Here is a 20296-nt window from a genome sequence, read left to right as displayed (position 1 = left end):
CTGTATCAGAATCCGAATCCAAAGTCATCTGCAAAGGCAATGTCCATGATGACAGGCTGCCTCCACTGCTCCAGACCGCTTTCTTCGTCATAAACCACAAGGTAATATTGCTTGTCCTTGTCGTATTTCTTATTCTTGAATGTGAAACGCATCCGGAAGATACGCTTCTGCGCATTTTCCTCGCGACTGTCCGCCACATAGCTGTTTTCGTTCGAGATTTTCTCATTGTCTTCCGAGAGGAAGAAAATACGGTATTTTGCCGCTTTTACAGTATCACTGACTGCATCCGACTGGATAAAGTCCATGGAAGTGATCAGGTTCGTGATCTTATGGACGATGCTGACCAGAGCAATTTCTGCATTCTTTGTTTCCATGTGACCGCGTTCCATCTTAAACTCCAGCACCGGCACCAGCATTTCCTGCGGTGAGGAACCGCCATGCACATAGTTAGCACCGCCTCCGGCCACCTTAAAGACATTACTGCTGACAGGATAGGACACCATCTTGCTGTCCTCGTTCCCCAGAATGCGTCCCATGCTCATATGGTCGATGCCATCATCTCCCAGTGCCGCCTTGGACACAATAAATCTGCGATTGACAAATGCTTTGTCCGCGCTTTTCCCGGAGATTTTGTCACTTTCTGTCAGCTTATCACGCTTATAAATAAAGCCATGATCGGCAGTAACGATAAAATGATAGGTGTTGCCGCTAACGGAGATTCTATGAATCAGATCCATAATTTCCTGAACGGCTTCCTCACACGCATTAAACACCTCATCCTCGGTATTTGCCTTGTCTCCACGCGCGTCGATCTGATTATGGTATACATAGATGATCTGACGTTTTGTCAGCACATCTCGCAGCTCTGCCACTTTCAGATTTTTGATATCATCGAACTGTACACAGACACTATCCGGGTTATAGCTTTGCAGCACCTGCTGCCGACCTGCCAGATTATCGCAAAGGATACCATCTGCCAGTACCTGAAAATCATCCGTCATTTCCAGTGTCTTATGTGGCAAAAGTGCTGCCATACCGAGCCTCGTATAAGACGGAAGAACACTCAACTGTACAGAAAGTTTTGCCGTGCATTTCGGGTCATCCTGCATTCTGGCAAACAACTCCTGTCCGACCTCGTAACGCATGGCATCCGAAATGATGACCACGGTGCGTTCTTTGGTATATCGCAGATTGGCATTGTAAAAATCTCGCTGCAACGGAATTACCGAAAATGCGGCATCCTGCTGGATTCCAGCATTCCAGGCAGGGAGCAGGCAAGCCAGATATTCGTTCGTGTAGATATTTTCCACCAGTTCCCGAAGCGGCTCAAAGCTTTCCGTGCTCTCCAGCTGGTCGTAATAATAGTAGAATTTTCGATACTGCTGATCCATATTGTAATCCGCAGCAAGATATCGGTCGATAATTGGCTTTAAGCCATCTGCGGCATGGTAATCCGCTTCCTTCACCATGTTGTACGCACTAAAAAGCAGCTGATACGTCTTCCCGGTTTTTCTTCCAAAGTGCATTTTAGCCCGTTTTTCACAGAGTTCCGGAATGGTAAATCCGTTTACGATTGCACCAATATCTTCCGAAACAAGTCTGCTAATGAGCCACTTTACCAGCACTTGATCCACGGCAAGGAAAGTATCGCACTCCATCAAATCGTCCACTCGCATTCCTGCAAATGCCGAAAGAACATTCAGACCCTTGGCAACGTGCGCCGACAGAGCATCGTATTTGTCCCGGTACAGGACGCTGTTCATCAAGCTATCGAGAAATGCGATGATATTACCGGACTTGTAGGAGACAAAGCTCCTCCATGCTGCCGGAAGCTCTGCCTGCACATATCGCCCAGTATAAGTAACGAACAATGTTACCAGCAGCCGTTCCAAACTCGGTTTTGTATCGGTGTATCCGAAATGCTGCTCACAGAGCTGCCAGAATGCAGACAGCAGGTCGTATTTTTCAAACTCCTGCAAGAAAGCATTGTCCACCAACTCGCCATCTGTCAACACGATGCGCACGACTTCCTCAAAAGAGCAGGTACGCGCCTTGCAGACTGCACTTAGCAGACCGACAAGGATATTTTCTTCATTGAAGTTTTCGATTTCCAAATCATAGAACCGCTGAGTGCGCTCTTTGTTGGCGAAAAACTTGATGTGCTTCTCAATAACCGGCTTGTACTTTTCCTCAATACCCAGGTCAACCGACAGCAGGGAGGCACGGTCAGCAAAGAACCGTCTGGAATACAGCATTGTGTCTTCCAGATGGTTGTCCCTTACATCCGGCTTCGGAAACGGTGCATAGATCAGATAATTCGTGGTCTTATCCACACGCTCCAGAAAATACTTTGTATAGAACTGGTTATCCGGCTGGAGATGGTAGATCTTCGCATTCTGAAGCTCAACTGTCTCCATATCCTCGGCAAATTCTGCCTTATCATCGTACCAGAAAACCAGTTTCCGGGTCTCTCCGGTAAATTCCGCATTCAGGCGGTCTATAATTTGTTTCAGGTTCAATTCTGCCATATCATTGTCCTTTTTTCCTGTGATTGGTCTTTATCTCTTACAAGAGAACTCAGCAATAGCTTCATCTTTTTCCGGTAGAACTTTGTTCTTTTGATGTACCGTGGAATCGTCATGTGATACGCCTGCATAAATTTCAGTATCCATGCCAGATCATAGGATTTCTCGGTTGACCAGTCACGATATTTTCTATGACAGACTAGCCAGACACCAATGATATTGTAATCCAACGCATCTTCATCGGTTTCATCTTGAATACAATGACCGCAGAGGAAGCGGTATGCCACCGGATCATGGGCATATGTACGTTCAAAACGCTGCCATGCCGCCGCGACATCATCCTTTGTCCAGTGATTTTGCATTTTCCCACTCCCTCCGGTCATTTTTCTTATTTCTTTTCTTTCACCATGATATTCTTACTGTCTGCCAGCACCTCATAGAACTTGCCGTCCTGGGCGGTCTGGAGCTTGCGGTAGTTGACCTTTACGCCGTCATCGAGGTCAAGCTCGATACGGGAAAGTGCCAGATGGCTGATCTTCTCATCGTATTCCCGACATTCCTTCAACTGCTTGGCAAGTTTATCCTTGCGCTTCCCGGCTGCTGCCACTTCGCGGGCATTCTCGCTGTGATCCATCATATCCTGCATTCGGTTGATCTCGGATTCATATACACGCTGCATCTTGTGCAGGTAGTCGATACGCAGGTTGCCGATGGTATCCGGCGTGTAGCGATGCAGGTAAACCAGTGCCTTGAAGCCGTTCTGCTTGCCGCTGTCAAACAGCCAGTAGATCGGACGCTTGCCGGAACCGGTGACAGAGTATGTCTGGCAGTGATCCCTGAAGAAGTCGTTCAGGAAGTAGTTGCGGATAATCTCCCGGCTGGTGCTGCCCTTATTGCCAAGGGCTTTTGCGATATAATCGAGGTTTTCTTCCAGCGTATCTGCACCATAAACCGCTTTCAGCCATGCACACAGGCGCGAAACGATATCATCGTCCAGATATTCTTCATCGGTGATAGGAATGACATTGTCTACATCTGGTTCATAAGAAAGCCATGTTGCCGTTTCCCAATCGTCGGTATCGTGGAACTTTGGATAATGGTACTCTGCCAAGGAAATTCCTGCATATCCACCTTCGATTGGGTCGCCATTTTCATCTAATGCAGCCTGTCCCTTGTATTTCCAATAGACAGAATCAAAGTTTCCACCTGCAAAAATAAGACCGGGTTTATCCAGCGAGTAGCGGCCAAACATACAGCCCACCGCATAGCTGAGCAGGCTCTTGATATCACGTTGCAAGTCAGCCTTGCGCACGGTCACATCTTTATCCTCCACTTCCGGGGTCAACTCGTCCTGCAAGCCGTAAATGTCAATAAAAATGCGGTTCAACTCTTCTTCATTGGCTTTCAGCTGGTTGAAACGGTCATCACATTCCGCCTGCCACTGGGTAAAGGCCTCGGAAATCGCAGAAACATTGCGGAGCAATGGGTGCTTCTGAAAATCCCAAGAGGTTTCAAAGGAATCCCAATCCGATTTTGCTATTCGAACAGTATTGTGTGAAAGCTCTTCAACTTCTGGGCGATTTTCCATAATAATTGGAACAAGCCCCATTTGACCAACTTCAAACTTCATATTTGGTGCAAGAATCTCCAAAAGAACTTGAGACACTTTAGAGTTCAGCAAACCAAATAGATACCACAAATCTTTATTTGCATACACACACGGACCAGATGCATTCGGAATATATTCCTTTGTTTGATAGCGAAACGCAATTTTTCCAGTCGCTGTCGTATCATTCCACGATATTCCCTCATGGAAATAATAAGAAACATTTTGCGGACGAGAGCGCAACTTTCCTTTTTCATCTTTGAAGTTGCAGATTTCAAGTCCATCGTTTTCCCAGTTTACAACGTAACTGTTATTTCCATACCAACGCCTAAAATCTCCACCTTTTGTCATCGGATACCACTTCGTGCGATCATTCCCATCGATTCCAAATTTAGCCAGTTCTATTTCAAACCAAAGTCGTGCAAATGTATCATTATCGCCAGTAGTTAATCCTTTTCGCGGTGCTGCAAATTCGGTCAATGGTTTGCATTCATTTAGAATTGTCAAAAGGCGATCACTTACCCAATATGCAATAGGATAGCTCGCAATCTTCAAGAATTTATCTGGATAGGCATAGAACACTCCTTTTCCTTCTAAGAACCACTTTTCCTTTTGCTCAACAGAATCCACCGCTCCCAATTCATCAAACAACTGGCGGAATAACGCTTTATACATTTTAATATGACTATTTTGGACAACAAACGCTACTGTTCCAAAATCCGAACCAAATATGCCTCGTCCACAGTGAGCCACAGCAACAAACGTATGCAATGCCAGTAATTTATACCGTAGCTGTTCAAAACTTGACTTCGACATCCACACCGGTATATTGATCATTGCCATAAATCCATGAGGCTTGGACATACTCAATGTTTTTTCCATGAATATCGTACTTAAATCATTTTTGCTATCAGGATAGTTTGCTTTCACAAAGCTATTTAAGCGTTCTGTACAATCAGCAACTGCTCTATAAGGCGGATTTGTGACCACTATATCATACTTTCTACTTGCAGTTTCGCCAATGTCAATGAGCCGATTCAGCTGCTCGGCGGTATCTTCCACGCCCACGCTGTCCATGCTGATCTGACCGTCGGTATCTTCCGCTGCCACAAACCGGCGCAGCAAATCCCAGTTGTAGCTCTCCACATTCAGGATAGAGCCATACTCCTTGGCATCGGTCAGGGTGTCCAGCAAACCTTCCAGCTGCATCTTGGCGGCATTCTTCTCGATATCGTCCATCCCTGCGCCGAAATATTTCAGGTGCGCACGGTTGATGCTGTTGCTCTCCTGAATGGCATAGACATGGCAGGTGTTTTCACCGTTTAAGATACGGCGGTTGTACTGCCGTGCTTTCATCATCACGGCAAAGTACGCCAACTGATAGGCACGGTCATCAATGTCCAGACCGTAGATGTTGTGTTCCAGAATGCTCTTCGCAGCATCACGCTGGCTATAACCGGCACTCTCGTAAATCTGCATCAGCACATCAAAGGCATATACCAGGATATGACCGGAACCCATGCAGGGGTCGATGAGCTTGATGTCTTCCGGATTCAGTGCGGAATACTCTTTACGAATTTCTGCAAGTTTTGCCTGCACCTCCGGCTCCTGCTGTGCTTCTTCCAGATAGTATTTCCAGTTTTCTTTCAGGCCGCATTCCGGGTGTCCTTCCACCCACAGACGGCCAAGGCTGTTCTCCACCATGTAGCGGACGATCCAGTCCGGGGTGAACAGCTGGGTTACAGCAGGGATTTCCTCTTTGGTGATCTTACCGTTCTTGGCAAATGCAGCGGCCTTCGGCTCGGTATTGTAATACTGGTACAGCCAGCCGATAATCTCCACCTGACCACCGCGCTCGATGTTGAAGTCATCCTCCGGGATATCGTGAATCAGATGATAGACCACGCCATCCTGGTCAATAACGGACAAGCTGAGCAGCAGCTCGGTGTAGTTCTTTGTCTTTTCAAACAGAGCAGGCAGAATCTCGTTCAGGGCGTTGCACTGCTTCAGGAACAGGATACGGAACTCCTCGTCCAGCTTATTGTCCTGCTTCAGCTGGAAAATCTGTGTCTCTTCCTCCGTAGTGAAGGGCAGCTCTGCGTCAAACGGTGTTGTGACCAGATCCGGCTCCAGCTTACCGCTCTCGGAAGAAAGAACCCGGATATGGGAAGGCAGATAGTCATTGACCTCCATGAAACGGATAGCAATCAAGCGGTTGAACCATGTATAGGCAACCTCCTCGATCACATACTGATATGCGGTTTTGTAGTCGGTATCCTTTTCCTTCTGCTGGATGACCTCTATCAGCTTGTCACGCTGGCGCACAGCCTCGCCGGAAATCGAATACGGTTCTGCGGTGCCGATATCGAAGAACTGAGTGCCGCCGAAGCTCTGCGGCAACGGCTTTGCAATGCCGTCCTCCGTAATACCGATCAGGCGGGCATCATAGCTGACATCTGCAATCAGCTTATTCCGCGCCCAGATCGCAAAATTCTTTATGGCTGTCTTGTTCATGGAGCCAATCCTCCTGTCATTTATAGTTCAATGTTGACGATTGTATCTTCGTCCATCTCTTTCAGTAGGTTTTCGCGCAATGCAGCAAGGTATTTATCAACATCATCCTTGCTCTCCAGCCGCCACGATGCAGTCTTGGCAACCGTCTTGATGGAAACATTCTTCGTGGTGCGCACCTTATATACCGGCTGCGGTTTTGCCACCTTTTCTGCCGGTTTCACGGCCTCGCCGCGCTTTTCCGCCTCTTCTTCCTGACGCTTACGCTCTGCCTCGGCCTTTGCCGCTGCTTCCTGCATAAGACGGATATCCTCTGCATTCATCTCATTGAGCAGGCGCAGCTTCAGTGCCTCCGCCTTATCTGCATAGCTACGCAGAGTGGAGACATTGTTGCAGTGCTCCGCACCGTCCATGATCTCCTTAAACAGTTCCAGATAACGGTTGAATTTCGCATCCTTATAGGACTTGGTGTTCAGCACTTCAAAAACACGGTTCCGATCCTGATTGATGGAATCCTTGACCGGCTCTGCCTGCTCTTCCAGAATGCGCATATAGCAGTTCATAAACTTCTCGCGCAGCTCCGGCAGCTTCGGAATCTCCTTATAGGGCTTCGCCATCCGGACGATGGTGCGCATCTTAGCCACCACGTCTTCCAGTTCTGCATCCACGATGTAGGTCTTGCTGTCCTCGTAGATATTCAGCATATCCAGCGCACGGGTGAAGATGGTCAGCTGCTCACTGCCAAAGAAATCACGGATAGGCTCATAGTCCTCGCCAAAATCCATCAGATCGTCCTGCTCGTCAAATACAGTCTTAAAGAATTCCAGCGGTGCCTGAATCTGCACCAGTGCGGAAAGCCGCTTCTTGCCCTTTTCCAGAAGTTCCTTTCCTGGATAGGCGTAATTCTCATATTTCGGTTCCAGCCGCTCAATCTCAGTGATTCGATTCTCGCAGTAATGCTGGAAGTTCTTCATGATGGTATCTTCGTCATCGGCAGGCGGTGCCACCTTGAACAGCTCTTTCATCACGGTGCGGACGGCCTTTTTCTGGTTTTCCGGCACACGGACGCGCACTTCCGTCAGCAGCTTATCCACGAACTGCTTCTTCGTGATGTAGCCGATAATTTCTTCTTCGGAGCGGTTGTTCAGATTGACGCTCTCACCGTTGACCGTAAAGGACAGGTCTCCACGCTTAAAGAGACGTGCCACCAGCCAATGGATATCATCTTCCACAAAGCCATAGGGTGCTTTCATAAAGCGATCCTTGATGGTTTTCATAGAAGTTTTCATGTGCATCCGGGAGTTACCTGCCACGAATTGCAGCACATCATCCAGTGCGTGAACATTGGATTCTCCGGTATCTCCCAGTGCCAGTGACAGCTGGTTGCTGGTCTTGAACATCTTCCGGATGTCTGCTTCGCCCATCGCTGCGTCAATGTAGGACAGCTTGTGGTAAACCGTCTGCACCAATCTTCCGATAGCCTCGTTGATGCGGCTGGTCACTTCCTTGCCGGAGGTGTGCAGCACATCGCCATTGACATAGATGGTAGCCTCTTTCAGAGCTTCCGTCAGGTAAAGCTTGGCGTTACCGTTGCGTTCCCGCATCTCCACGCGCTTTGCTTCCTTAATGGTCTCATACTTGGCAAGCTGCACAGAAGTATTCTTACGCAGGAACCGCTCAATTTTTAAGTATGCCCGCATTTCCGTCAGGAACGCATCATCATTCGGCAGAACCACAAGAACTTCCTTGCCCTGGCCGGAGAGCAGGCGCAGCGTACCATCATCGGTGCCGCCCTCATACCACGGGGTCAACACACGGAGGCCGATATCGTAATTCTGGTTTGCCTTATAGGGGCGGTCATCCACTGCCTGATTGAAGGAGAACGCATACCGTCCACCAAAGCTGGGGTACTGATACCTCTTGCTGGAGAAAATGTCCTCATAGATCATCTCCGCAATCTTCGTGATGACCTCCGGCATCTCCACATTTTCTTTTTCGATTTCGTTGTTGATTTCCTGTTCTTCATCGGTCAGGAATACATAAACGGAGCCATTTTTCTGGATCAGCATCTGGCGCATCAGCACTTTCAGTGCATCCTCCACCTGTGCCTTCAAAGAAATACGATCATCGTCAATGCTGGTAATCATCAGGCTGACGATGTTGTCCACGTTGGCTTCGATCTCCAGAACATATTTAATCAGGAAAAGGGTCTTCAACACATTGATCGCAAAGACATCTTTTTCCTTCTTTTCCGGGTTGATGTAGCTGTTGTCATAAGCGCGGATGATCACGCTGCTGTGGCTGTGGTCGAGGAAGTTCTCCAATGCATCATAGAACCGATAGAACGGCACGATTGCCCCCATCTCATCGTCCATCAGCTGCATGGCAGACTCTTTGAACAGAGCCAGCATGGAACGTTCACCTTCGGACAGGTGCTTGCCGGATGCACCGTGGGTACGGATGCTGGTCAGCACGCTGGCAAGCAAATTAAACTGGTATGGAACAAAAGGATAAACCTCTGCAAAGTCTTCTGCGTTGGCGTACAGTTTTTTCTCCACGCCGTCGTTGAAGACAATCAGATTTTTGATGATGGTTGCTTTCTGGTCATAGAGCAGACGCAGGCTCTGTGCTGCTGTCTCGGTCTTATCCAGAATACGCTTTTTGATAACAGCGTCCACATTGGCAGAGGACAAAGAAAGACGTGTATCGAAACGTCCCTGAATCTTGGAGAAGTCGTTACCCTTCACCTTGGTAATGGAGTCGATATCCTGCTGGCTCGTTACGATTACCCAAGCCTTGCCCATGCATTCCTTGCCCAGTTCTTCCGTCACTGTCTGAAGGTTCAGCATCAGTTTGGAATCATCACCAATGTACTGGCCAATCTCATCTACAAGGAAAACCACATGGTGGTTGTTACCTTTTTTCTCAATATAGGACTTTACACGCTTGGCGAAATCCTCAATACTGATCTGGTAGCCCTCGGTTGCTTTCTCACACCAGTTACGAGCAGCCGATTCGCTCATGAAATCCATGTCAGAAAGAACATCGACAACGGAATCCTGAATGAAATCGAAGTCCTGGCGAGAGCTTTCCCACGGATCTCCATACTCTTCTTCAAACTTTTCCTTAAACTCTTCAAAACGACCTTCCTCGGAAAGCCTGCGCTCCAGGTCAGCAAGGTGAGGCATGGAGCCGCAAAAGCCCTGCATCTCATTGAAGACCTTCAGGAATACGTTCACAATGGCATCTTTATTTTCTTTGCCATTAGAATCGCTTTTGGAATCAATGTTGAAAAGAATTACGTCCGATGGGGTGTTTGCCGCCAGCTGCATATCTGCCAGCACCATCTGATTGGTAATCTTCTGATCCTCAATGAAGTAGTCGATGGCATGTTTGTCTCCGACCTGTTTATTCTGAAGCAGATAGGACAAGATTTTCAGGAAATGAGATTTACCACTTCCAAAGAAGCCGGAAATCCAGACACCCATTTTCGGTGTAGTTCCCTGAATACCTTTTTTATATGCTGCAAAGAAATCCGCAAAATGACGCTGAAGCTCACGGGTCACAACGTACTCTTCCAGCTCCTGCGCTACATTTGTTTCTTCACCCTGACCGACAATGATAACGCCCTGTATCTCACGGTCAATTTTCTTTCGGAACATGTCCTTGATCTGCATAACTGTTTCCTCCATCCATTACTTTACCAGTCGGAATGCCCGGTAATAGTTATCGTCTTTAATCTCATTGAACAGAATCAGCTCCTGTTCATTATAGGTTCCCGGAAAGAACATCACGACAGGGCAGCGCACAAATGCCTGATGCAAGTTGTTAAGCACCTTGTGGGAGCGCAAAATCGGATAGCACTTGCCGATGCCGGTCAGGAACACGACTGCATTCTCCGGCGTATGTTCTTTGATATATTGCACAATCAGGCTGTCATCGTCATTTACCTTCATGGAGTTGGTCACTGCCTTGACGATACGCTCGATTCCTCGCTTTTTTTCAAAGTCATAGCACTTTTCCATGAAGTTCTTCTTTTCCAAAAAGTCAATGATGATATCATACAGGTCAAAGACCACAAGCTCAAAATCATCATCGCCCCGGTCGTTCTTATTTTTCAGATACTCTACGCGCTCCCGAACTTCCAGTTCCTTTTCCGGTGGATAATCAAACACCCAATAGTTGACCTCATTTGCGCGGCCTGTTCCTTTTCGGAAAGATGGCTTATGGATTGCAAGCTCCATCTCATCCAGTCTTTGGCTTAAATCCATTTCATCTTACCCCCGTCAGTGTTTTTACCATGATGCCAAGATCATGGTCATAAAGCCAATGCTCAAATGCAATATCAAGAATTGGCTTCAGTATTTTTCTTGTGCTGTTTGCCTGGTTGCTTTCTAAAAGTCCTGCTTCATAAAGCTGTGTCTTATAGCAGGAACCGAGACGGTGCAGCGTATAGTCTTGAAGAGAAGCCACTTTCTCACTCTGTTCCTGCTTATTTTTGAAAAATATCCGGATATCTGCATCCGTCAGCTCATCGGAACCAAGAATCATTTTTTCCCGCACTACTTCATACACAAAATCAAAGAACAGCGTGTCATGCAAAAGAGCCGCAGTCAGCACAAATAATTTTTGTGTAGCAAGATCACTGCTCAGAAAGATTGGATAAAAGCTTTCATCTAATGTCTTGATACGGGCTGTTACGGTAGAATAAATCTGCTGCGCTCGTAGTTTTGTCGGTGCACCATAGATGTTTGTCTCTTCATTCAACTTTTTAATATCTGCAAAGCTCTTACCCTCGCTCAAAAGCTGCACGGTTTTCCGAAATTCCATGAACCAGAACGAAAATTTCACGGCTCCAGCACTATACGGTTTTCTTTCCATCTTCGTTCTCTCCATTTCCGGATTTTGTTTTAATGTATCTGCCGCTTTTGATTCTGGCATCCTTCGGCTTTTCGGCGTTAATAGGAATGACCCACTGATGGCCTAAACGCTCGGCACCATCAATTCGCCCTTCTGTGCATAATGTCTGTACTCTCCTTGTGCAGATGCCCCATTTTTCAGAAGCCTGCTTAATCGTCATGAAATCCATACGGAACCTCTTTTTCGATGTCTAAAGTCACTCGCAGCAAGTTAAAATTTCTCATTTATATTCTACTCCAAGAAACGAACAAAATCAATCGAAAGTTCTTCCAAATTTTGAACGATTTTTTAGAATCCACTCTTCTGCAAGCAGGGCTTTCGTGACACGAAAGCGATTTTCTGCTTGTTGGGGAAACTCCCCAATCCCCATAGAACGCTGCCTGCGGCATCGAGCTGCGCATCCGTTCCGGATGCTTTAACGGCAGTTCCTGCCAAAGGAAAAAAGCCCGGTGCAGCATGAGCATAACACTCACACTGCACCAGGCTTTCCATCATCTGCTATTCTGTCTATTTTCTTCTTCCTGCCGCACTTCCTGCTCATGCAGTTGCTCTTTCTTCTGTTCGTCCTCTTTCAGGATTTCCTGCACGATTTTCTGTGCCACAAGCCAATCCTGCATTTCCGATTTGGTCTTGCGGTACTCTGCATAGGAGCTTTTCTTTCGTTCCAGAAGCATCGCATACTCTGCGTTCAGCTCGCTGATGCGCGGGAGCTTTTTGTCAGAACCGTTCTCTTTCTTATAGGCATCAAACGCCTTTTTTGCTGCGCTGCGCAAGGCCAGCATATCCCGATGGGCTTCATAGAACTCCCGGTCGTAGCCGGATGCTTTATACGCAGCAAAAACATCTTTTGTCTTGGCATAATTGATTAGATGCTTCCGCAGCACTGACACTTCCGACATCCGTGCCTCATCTGCTTTTACAGATTCCAGCAGCGCATCACATTTTTCAGAAATTCCATCTGCCTTTTCTTTCAGCTCTGCATAGTTCTTGATTCCATGCTCTTCCATGAACATCATAGCTTTTGCCATCTGCTTCAGATTAAAGACTTTCGCCCAACGCGCATATCCCGCGCCTCTGCCCGCCTGCATTTTGGCACGGACATCAATCAGGAACGACAGCTCTGCCTTCTGATGCACCTGTGTTGACCGTGCGTTTGTACGATTTTTCTCTGCAAATTTGCTTTTATGAACCGCATTTCCGGCAATCACTTCGCAGAGTTCTTCGACCGAATATCCTTTGCCAAGAGAGCGGAAACGAGCAAATCTGGCGTGGCCTTTTCCCCGCAGGGCAGGCTGTTTTCCATCTTTATACTCGTATCCGGCCTCCTGCAAAATTTCAATCAGTTCCCGAAAGTCTTTTGGATTTCTTGCCAATGCTGCATCAATGGCCTCGCAGATTTCATCCCGCTGCGATTTTTTCTCCGGGTATTCCGTTCTCTTCTGCCGCTCTCCATAGGGCTTCCGGATAATGACCGACAACCGGTGTTCCAGACAGACGATATCACTGAGCCTTGCCAGTGCAAGACCGGATAAGCGAAAATCTCGGAATTTTCTGGTGCTGTCTAATGTAGTCGAATTAAAAATAATGTGGTTATGAATGTGTGCACGATCAACATGGGTAGCCACGATAAAGGCATGTTTTCCCTTAGTAAAGCGCATGGCCGTCTCATATCCAACCTTGTTCGCCTCCTCCGGCGTGATTTCTCCGGGCTTAAAAGATTGCCGAATCTGATATGCAATCACATCATGCGCCTGGGTTCTACCGGTGATATGCTCATACTGCCGTTTGGAAAGCAGAAATTCTTCATCACAGGTCTTTGCGTCACAGGCATACGCGCTGATATATTTTCCATCTTCCGTCTTTGCTGCATTCTCAGTATAATCAGTACGGTCAGCCAGACACTGCGCCACCGTCTTTCCTTTATTAATATGCAGCGCAATTAGTCTTGTAGCCGCCATTTTCATATTTCTCCATCTAAAAAGGGCTACCCGAAGGCAGCTCTTACCAATCTACTATTCTCATTTTAACATCCGTTCCCGGTCATAAGCTCCCTGCAAATAAACGGCCTGCTTGATGATTTCTTCCATATCGAAATAGACACACATAATGCTTTCATACAGCTTCCACACATTAGATTCGCTGCCGCCCACCATTTCCATCAGCTGGTCTTCCATCTTCGATTGCTCAGACTGTTTTTCCTGATAAGCAGTCTCTTCCACAAAATGATTCTCTCCATCTGTTTCCTCGTACCGTAAATCATAATAATCTTTCATAAACTGAATATCCATCTAATCCCTCCTGAACTCAAATTGTCAAAACATCCTCTACACACTCGCACAGCCGTTCCATCAGTTCCATGATGCCGCCCGCTCCAACCGCAGCTGCGAACAGTCCCATCTCAATCAGGGTCAGCAGGAACACATCCGTCCAGCTCGCCCGAACCACAGAATAAATGTCGCAGCCAAGAACGAAAAGCATAACCGGCGAAAGTACCCACAGGGATAGCTGCATCAGCAGATTCCAGATAAAGCACAGAAATCGCAGCAGAAACGCAACCGGCAGCAACAGGATTTTCAGCACCAGCTTCAACAAAAAACATACGATCTTCATGGATTTCACCCCTTCGTTTTTCTTTTCATCTTCATTTTATCGTACCCGCTTGTCAAACACCACGATGTCAACAGGAAGACCTGCAAAAAATATGTAATGACACAGACTGTTTCATCTGTGCCATGTGCAATAGAAATTCCGCACGTTTGCGCCGTCATCGAATACCAGAAAGCCTCTTTAAGATCAGCTTTTGCATCTCCCAGAGTTCATCCAGTCGCTTCTGCAAATCCCGGATATCCTCCGCATAGATGCTTCCAGATTCATTGGCGCGTTTTGCGTACTGGTTCAGGTTGTTGCTGCATCGGCGAAGAAGTGTGGATACCTGCGCCACATCCGACAAATCAAGATTTACGCAGTACCCGTCCATCGCCATTTTTCTCATATAGGCACCGGTATTCCGAATCCCCAATTCTTTCTGCTTTTCACGAATCCTCGCCAGCTCTTCCGGGTTTACCCGGACATTGATCCAGTGTTCCCGAACACTCATAGTGCCACCTCCTCATCATCTCGATGTGTCATCGGCGGAATGCGACCGGCACGGTCACGCAACTCTGCCAGGACAGACGGCTTTTCCGTTGTATTTTCACGGTCAGGATCATCATTTCCACGGTCATCCATATTCAGCAGTGCGTCCAGTTCTGCCAGTCTTGCACTCTTTTCTGCCAGTTCAGCCTCCTGGGGGAACGGCTTTCCAAGCTCGGCCTGCGCAGCTTCCTGCTGGCTCCTAAGATTGTCCAGCTGCTGTTCCGCCTTCTCCAGCCTTGCAGGAATCCCGGCAAGAGCATTATCCAGACGCTGGATATTGCCCGCAGCACTGGTGCCGATGGGCACCCGGTGGGTCATCTCTCCTTTCAGCAGCACCTGATACTCTTTCTGGAAGCTATCAAATGACAACTCCATCTTGAAACCGCGATAGCTGCCAAGCGTCACCGGCTCCAAACTCTGATTGGCTTTACAGACCGCGAGGATTGCTTCACCGGCCTCTGCTTTTTCAGTAAAGCGTGTGTCATTTACCTCCATGCCGCAGAACCCTTCTTCCGGCAGCGGATGTGCCGCCACCGTCCGGATATCCGACTGAAAGCCCTTGATGAATCCCTGCGTTTTCTCAATCTCCGCAGGGAAATATTTCATCAGCTTATCCTCCAATCGGTACTGCTGGCTCTGATGGTCAGCTTTCAGCACCTTCAGCCTTGCAACATCTACATCCAAGTCCATTTTTTCCTTGATCTGCGGGTCTCCTGCACAAAGTGCCTTGATCTCCGCATAGGAAAGTGCCTGCTCATCCACATCATCACAGGAGCGAACCGGAGATTTGCTGGTCATGATCTGGCTGATGAACTTCTGCTTATTCTCCAGTGTCTGATAGAGGTAAGCGTCAAAAGTTCCTTCCGTCACATACTGATAAACCTGTACTTCCTTGTTGCGGTTTCCCTGACGGATGATACGACCATTTCGCTGGGTCATGTCCGCAGGCCGCCAGCCCACATCCAGATGATGCACGGCCACCAACCTGTCCTGCACGTTCGTGCCTGCGCCCATTTTCTGTGTCGAACCTAACAACACCCGCACCTGCCCAGTACGGACTTTGGCAAACAAATCTTTCTTTTTTGCCTCGGTATCAGCATCATGGATAAATGCGATTTCTTCCTCCGGTACACCGGATTGAATAAGTTTGGCGCGGATATCCTCATAGACATTAAAGGTTCCATCGTTTTTCGGTGTGCTGAGGTCGCAGAACAGCAGCTGGGTCAGCTTGTCCGACTTTCCTTCTTCATAAATACGAAACACATTCCGCACACAGGCGTTGAGCTTGCTGTTGGGGTCATCCGGCAGGAGTGGATTCATCAGCCGCTGATCCAGCCCCAACTTTCTGCCATCCGATGTGATTTTCAGCATGTTATCGACCGATGGGTCTACCACACCGGAATGCACAGCCACCGCCCGTTCCGAAAGCTCTGCCACCATCGCCTGCTGATGCTCCGAAGGCTGCACCACCACGGTTTCAAGCTTTGCCTCCGGCACTGGCAGATGCAGCTGATCGGAAGTCTTGATATCGGCCACTTCCTTGAACATGTTCATCAGCTCCGGCAGGTTGAAGAATTTCGCAAATCTTGTTCTTGCCCGGTATCCGGTTCCTTCCGGTGCCAGCTCAATGGCTGTGGTGGTCTCACCAAAGGTAGAAGCCCAGCTGTCGAAATGGGTCAGCCCTTTCTGCTGCAACGTGCCGTACTGGAGATACCGCATCATGGTGTAAAGCTCCGTCATGCTGTTGCTAACCGGGGTGCCGGTCGCAAAAATGATGCCGCGCCCGCCTGTCAACTCGTCCATATATTGGCACTTCATAAACATATCCGAAGATTTCTGCGCTTCCGATGTGGACAAGCCTGCAACATTGCGCATTTTTGTGTAGAGGAACAGATTCTTAAAGGCATGTGCTTCGTCTACAAACAGTCGGTCTACGCCCAGCTGCTCAAAGGTAATCACATCGTCTTTTCGGTCGGTTGCCCGAAGTTTCTCCAATCTCGCCTCCAATCCTTTCCGGGTCTTTTCCATCTGTTTGATGGAGAAACGTTCGCCATTCTGGGATTTCATCTCAGCAATGGCGTTTTCGATTTCATCAATCTGGGCAGTCAAAATCCGCTCCTGCCGTTCTGCGGACACCGGAATTTTCTCAAACTGGGAATGCCCGATGATGACTGCATCGTAATCACCAGTAGCAATTCGTGCGCAGAACTTCTTTCTGCGGGCCGTTTCAAAGTCCTTTTTGCTTGCCACCAGCAGTTTTGCACTCGGATACAGGCGCAGAAACTCGTTTGCCCACTGAAGGGTCAAATGATTCGGAACGACAAACATGGATTTCTGGCACAGTCCCAGCCGTTTTGCCTCCATAGCAGAAGCGGCCATCTCGAAGGTCTTACCGGCACCCACTTCGTGGGCCAGCAGTGTATTGCCACCGTACAGCACATGAGCAATGGCATTCTGCTGGTGTTCCCGCAGCCGGATTTCCGGATTCATGCCGCCAAAGCGGATGTGGGAGCCATCGTACTCACGAGGACGGGTACTGTTGAACAGCTCGTTATACTTTTCCACCAGGTCCGCACGGCGATAAGGGTCTTTCCACACCCAGTTCTGGAACGCATCCTTAATGGCCTGCTGTTTCTGCTGGGCGAGGGTGGTCTCCTTTTTATTCAGAACCCGTTTCTGCTTGCCGTCTGCATCCTCCACGGTATCGTAAATACGAATATCCCGCAGATTCAGCGTATCCTCCAGAATTCGATAGGCATTGGCACGGCTGGTGCCGTAGGTCATATAGGCATGAACATCATTCCGGCTCGGTGTACTCTTACCGGTGATCTGCCATTCTGCCGTCATGGGAGAGAATTTCACTTCAATATTTCTGCGCAGATAGAACGGCGGTTCAAAGGTTTCTTCCATAAACTGCTGGATATAATCCCGATTGACCCATGTGGCACCAAGGCGCACATCAATCTCCGACGCATCCAGGTCTTTCGGCTGTGCTTTCTTCAAATATTCCGTGTTTACCGCAAAGGCAGGGTCAGAAGCCGCAGCCAGTTCTGCCACGCGGAGTTTTTCCCGGACATTGCCGGACAGATATTCATCAGCCGTCACCCAGCCGGTTTCCTCGCCGCCCTGCGTCATCGGATCTTTGAAAATGACACCATGCAGTTCCTGCTGGATTTTTTCAAATTCTCCCGGTGTACCTAAAAGCTCCGACATATAGGGCAAATCCACTTTGCCGCGCTCTCCGATGGAGATTGCCAGAGCCTCTGCCGGAGTATCTACGCTGGTAACAGCCCGTTCCGGTCGAATCGTCCGTTTGGTGAACATATCCGCCTTGGATTCCAGCCTGCCGTTTTCATCTACATTTTCCAGAGAGCAGAGCAGATAATAAGACGAATCTTCTGAAAAAGCCTGCGCATTTGCACGGGAGTTGATAAGCCCATACTGATCGGCGAATCGGTCATAGGCTACATTCAGTTCCCGCTGTTTCTGGGCAATCGCTTCCTCCGGGTAATCGTTCAACTGATAGTCGATCAGTTCCTGCACAATGGTGCGAAGCTCCACCATGCCTTTGATCCTGCCGGTGGCTGTCGCAGAAAGGTCAGCCTTCCGCATGATGCTGTTCTCACGGAAGTAGACATCCCCATCCACTACGGCATAGGAGAAGTTCTTGACATTGGGGTCTGCCGGAATAGTTTTGCCCTGCAAGGACAACTCCTCCTCCGGTGCCAGCTCCTGTGCTTCATAATGACCGCCGATGTGCTGCACCGCCTCATGCAGCTGGTCTCCCAGATCCGCACCTGGAATCGGAATGACCGTACATTCTTCCTTGCCGTACTGGGTACTTTCCGTTGTAATCTCACCCAGCACCATTTCCGGGTGGTCAACAAAGTAGCCGTTGAGGGTAATACCCTCCGATGTCAGCCCCAGATGCACCCAATCCGGTTCGATATCAATGGGATGGTCTCTCTTTTGCAGGAAAATGATATCCGACACCACATCCGTACCGGCATTGGCACGGAATGTGGTGTTGGGAAGTCGTATAGCTCCCAGCAATTCTGCCCGCTGCGCCAGATACTTTCGTGCGTCCGGATTTTTGGAATCCATCGTATAGCGGCTGGTAACAAAGGCCACGATACCACCGGGCCGAACCTGATCCAGTGCCTTGGCAAAGAAATAGTTGTGGATAGAAAATCCGAGTTTATCATATGGCTTATCGCTGACACGGTAGTTGCCAAAAGGCACATTGCCCACGGCCAGATCATAAAAATCACGCCGGTCGGTGGTCTCAAAGCCTGCCACCTTGATTTCTGCCTGCGGATACAGCTTTTGCGCAATACGCCCGGTGATGGAATCCAGTTCCACACCATAGAGCCTGCTCCCCAGCATGGAATCCGGCAGCATACCGAAGAAGTTGCCGACACCCATCGACGGTTCCAGAATATTGCCTTTCTCAAATCCCATACCGTCCAATGCCTCATAAATTGCACGGATCACGGTAGGGCTGGTGTAATGCGCATTCAGAGTCGAAGCCCTGGCTGCGGCATATTCTTCTTCCGTAAGAGCTGCTTTCAGCTCCTTATATTCGCCTGTCCAGGCAGTTTTCTCTGCGTCAAAGGCATCTGCCAGCCCACCCCAGCCGACATAATTGGCCAGCGTTTCCTGTTCCTCCGGTGTCGCATCCCTATGCTGATTTTCTAAGGCTTTCAGCGTGTAGATGGCATCCATGTTGGCACGGAATTTCTGCTTAGGACTGCCTTCGCCGAGGTGAAAGCTGTTGATGCGGTAGTTCTCCGCATGTTTTGCTTCATGCCCTGCCCGGAACGCTTCTTCTTTTCCAGAATTCAGATCAACCACCAGATTGTGCAGGTGAACATTTTCCTCATGCCCCAAAATTCTTGCCAGATTTTCCTTGCTTTCCGAGCGGAAGATCGGATACACGGAATCCGGGTCCCGAAGTTCCACATCGAAAAGCCCGACTTTTTCAATCGTAAATGCCTTTCCGTCCAGATACAGCGTATCGCCAACGCGATAATCCGGCTGCACCGGAGCTGCGGGTTCTGGCTGCACAGTTGCAGGCTCTTTTTCAGCCTCCATGTTCCTGCCGCGAATCTCCTGCAACGCCTCTGATGCACTCACATAATCGGCAAATGTCTGCACTTTTCCGTCTGAATATCCGTAATACTCTTCTTTGACATAATCCCAGATGGCAAACGCATCCTTAGAATCCGGGAAGTTCTCGCCGGTCATTGTGACCACAAACCGTTCATCCGGTGCATAGCCAGACTCTCTGGAAAGTTCGCTGGCGTGTTCCTGCATTTCCAGTACCAGAGGATCTGTCTCTGCGTGAGCCGATTCCTGTACTTCTTCGGATTTCACATCTGGGAATGGAATGTCCTGCTGCAAATTCTGCTTGCTCTGTTCAACATAGAGCCAGTCTTTTGCTTCCCGTTCCTGAACTTTTTCAATCAACTGCTGGCGGTAGGTCTCTGCCTCCCATTCGCTGGTAAACTCTTCGCTGACGCCATCCGGCTCCACATGAATGCCGTCCTGAATATCATCCCAGACCGCATAACCATCGTCTGTCTCCATCACGGTAAAC

General features: G+C 48.6%; 12 protein-coding genes. All 12 read right to left on the bottom strand.

Going from position 1 to position 20296, the window contains the following annotated elements; translation table 11 throughout:
* Positions 1-5: 5 nt before the first annotated feature.
* Positions 6-2528 (bottom strand): BREX-1 system phosphatase PglZ type A, encoded by a 2523-nt coding sequence (gene pglZ / locus LIZ87_RS14640; protein ID WP_227148109.1) that lies wholly within the window; start codon positions 2526-2528, stop codon positions 6-8.
* Positions 2516-2887 (bottom strand): chalcone synthase, encoded by a 372-nt coding sequence (locus LIZ87_RS14635; RefSeq protein WP_227148107.1) that lies wholly within the window; start codon positions 2885-2887, stop codon positions 2516-2518. Before LIZ87_RS14635 ends, pglZ begins: the two co-directional genes overlap by 13 nt.
* A 26-nt stretch (positions 2888-2913) precedes the next feature.
* Positions 2914-6645 carry a BREX-1 system adenine-specific DNA-methyltransferase PglX gene (gene pglX, locus LIZ87_RS14630; protein WP_227148105.1) on the bottom strand — a complete coding sequence of 1244 codons (3732 nt, stop codon included), beginning with the start codon at positions 6643-6645 and terminating at the stop codon, positions 2914-2916.
* 20 nt (positions 6646-6665) lie between these two features.
* Positions 6666-10319, bottom strand: a complete 3654-nt coding sequence (gene brxC / locus LIZ87_RS14625; protein WP_227148103.1) for a BREX system P-loop protein BrxC — start codon at positions 10317-10319, stop codon at positions 6666-6668.
* An 18-nt stretch (positions 10320-10337) separates the two neighbouring features.
* The gene (locus tag LIZ87_RS14620) at positions 10338-10913 is read right to left on the bottom strand and encodes a DUF1788 domain-containing protein (RefSeq protein WP_005929853.1); all 576 of its coding nucleotides are present in this window, start codon (positions 10911-10913) and stop codon (positions 10338-10340) included.
* Between the two features lies 1 nt (position 10914).
* Positions 10915-11523 (bottom strand): DUF1819 family protein, encoded by a 609-nt coding sequence (locus LIZ87_RS14615; RefSeq protein ID WP_138340628.1) that lies wholly within the window; start codon positions 11521-11523, stop codon positions 10915-10917.
* On the bottom strand, positions 11504-11731 hold the full coding sequence (locus tag LIZ87_RS14610) for a helix-turn-helix domain-containing protein (protein ID WP_002576387.1): 228 nt from the start codon (positions 11729-11731) through the stop codon (positions 11504-11506). The genes LIZ87_RS14615 and LIZ87_RS14610 overlap by 20 nt, the downstream gene beginning before the upstream one ends.
* 322 nt (positions 11732-12053) lie before the next feature.
* On the bottom strand, positions 12054-13520 hold the full coding sequence (locus tag LIZ87_RS14605; RefSeq protein WP_227148101.1) for a relaxase/mobilization nuclease domain-containing protein: 1467 nt from the start codon (positions 13518-13520) through the stop codon (positions 12054-12056).
* Positions 13521-13580: 60 nt separating this feature from the next.
* Positions 13581-13850, bottom strand: coding sequence for a hypothetical protein (locus LIZ87_RS14600; protein ID WP_008396502.1), 270 nt, complete (start codon positions 13848-13850; stop codon positions 13581-13583).
* A gap of 16 nt (positions 13851-13866) precedes the next feature.
* Positions 13867-14172 carry a hypothetical protein gene (locus LIZ87_RS14595; RefSeq protein WP_227148099.1) on the bottom strand — a complete coding sequence of 102 codons (306 nt, stop codon included), beginning with the start codon at positions 14170-14172 and terminating at the stop codon, positions 13867-13869.
* A 154-nt stretch (positions 14173-14326) separates the two neighbouring features.
* Complete coding sequence (locus LIZ87_RS14590; protein WP_002576391.1) at positions 14327-14659, bottom strand: plasmid mobilization protein; 333 nt, start codon at positions 14657-14659, stop codon at positions 14327-14329.
* A complete protein-coding gene (locus tag LIZ87_RS23095) occupies positions 14656-17187 on the bottom strand; it encodes an SNF2-related protein (protein WP_330664632.1) in 2532 nt (843 codons plus the stop codon). Before LIZ87_RS23095 ends, LIZ87_RS14590 begins: the two co-directional genes overlap by 4 nt.
* Between the last annotated feature and the right edge of the window lie 3109 nt (positions 17188-20296).

Origin of the sequence: Lacrimispora sp. 210928-DFI.3.58, from assembly GCF_020554865.1 — a bacterium.
In the GTDB taxonomy this organism is placed as follows: domain Bacteria; phylum Bacillota; class Clostridia; order Lachnospirales; family Lachnospiraceae; genus Enterocloster.
This window is presented reverse-complemented; position numbering and strand designations above follow the sequence as displayed.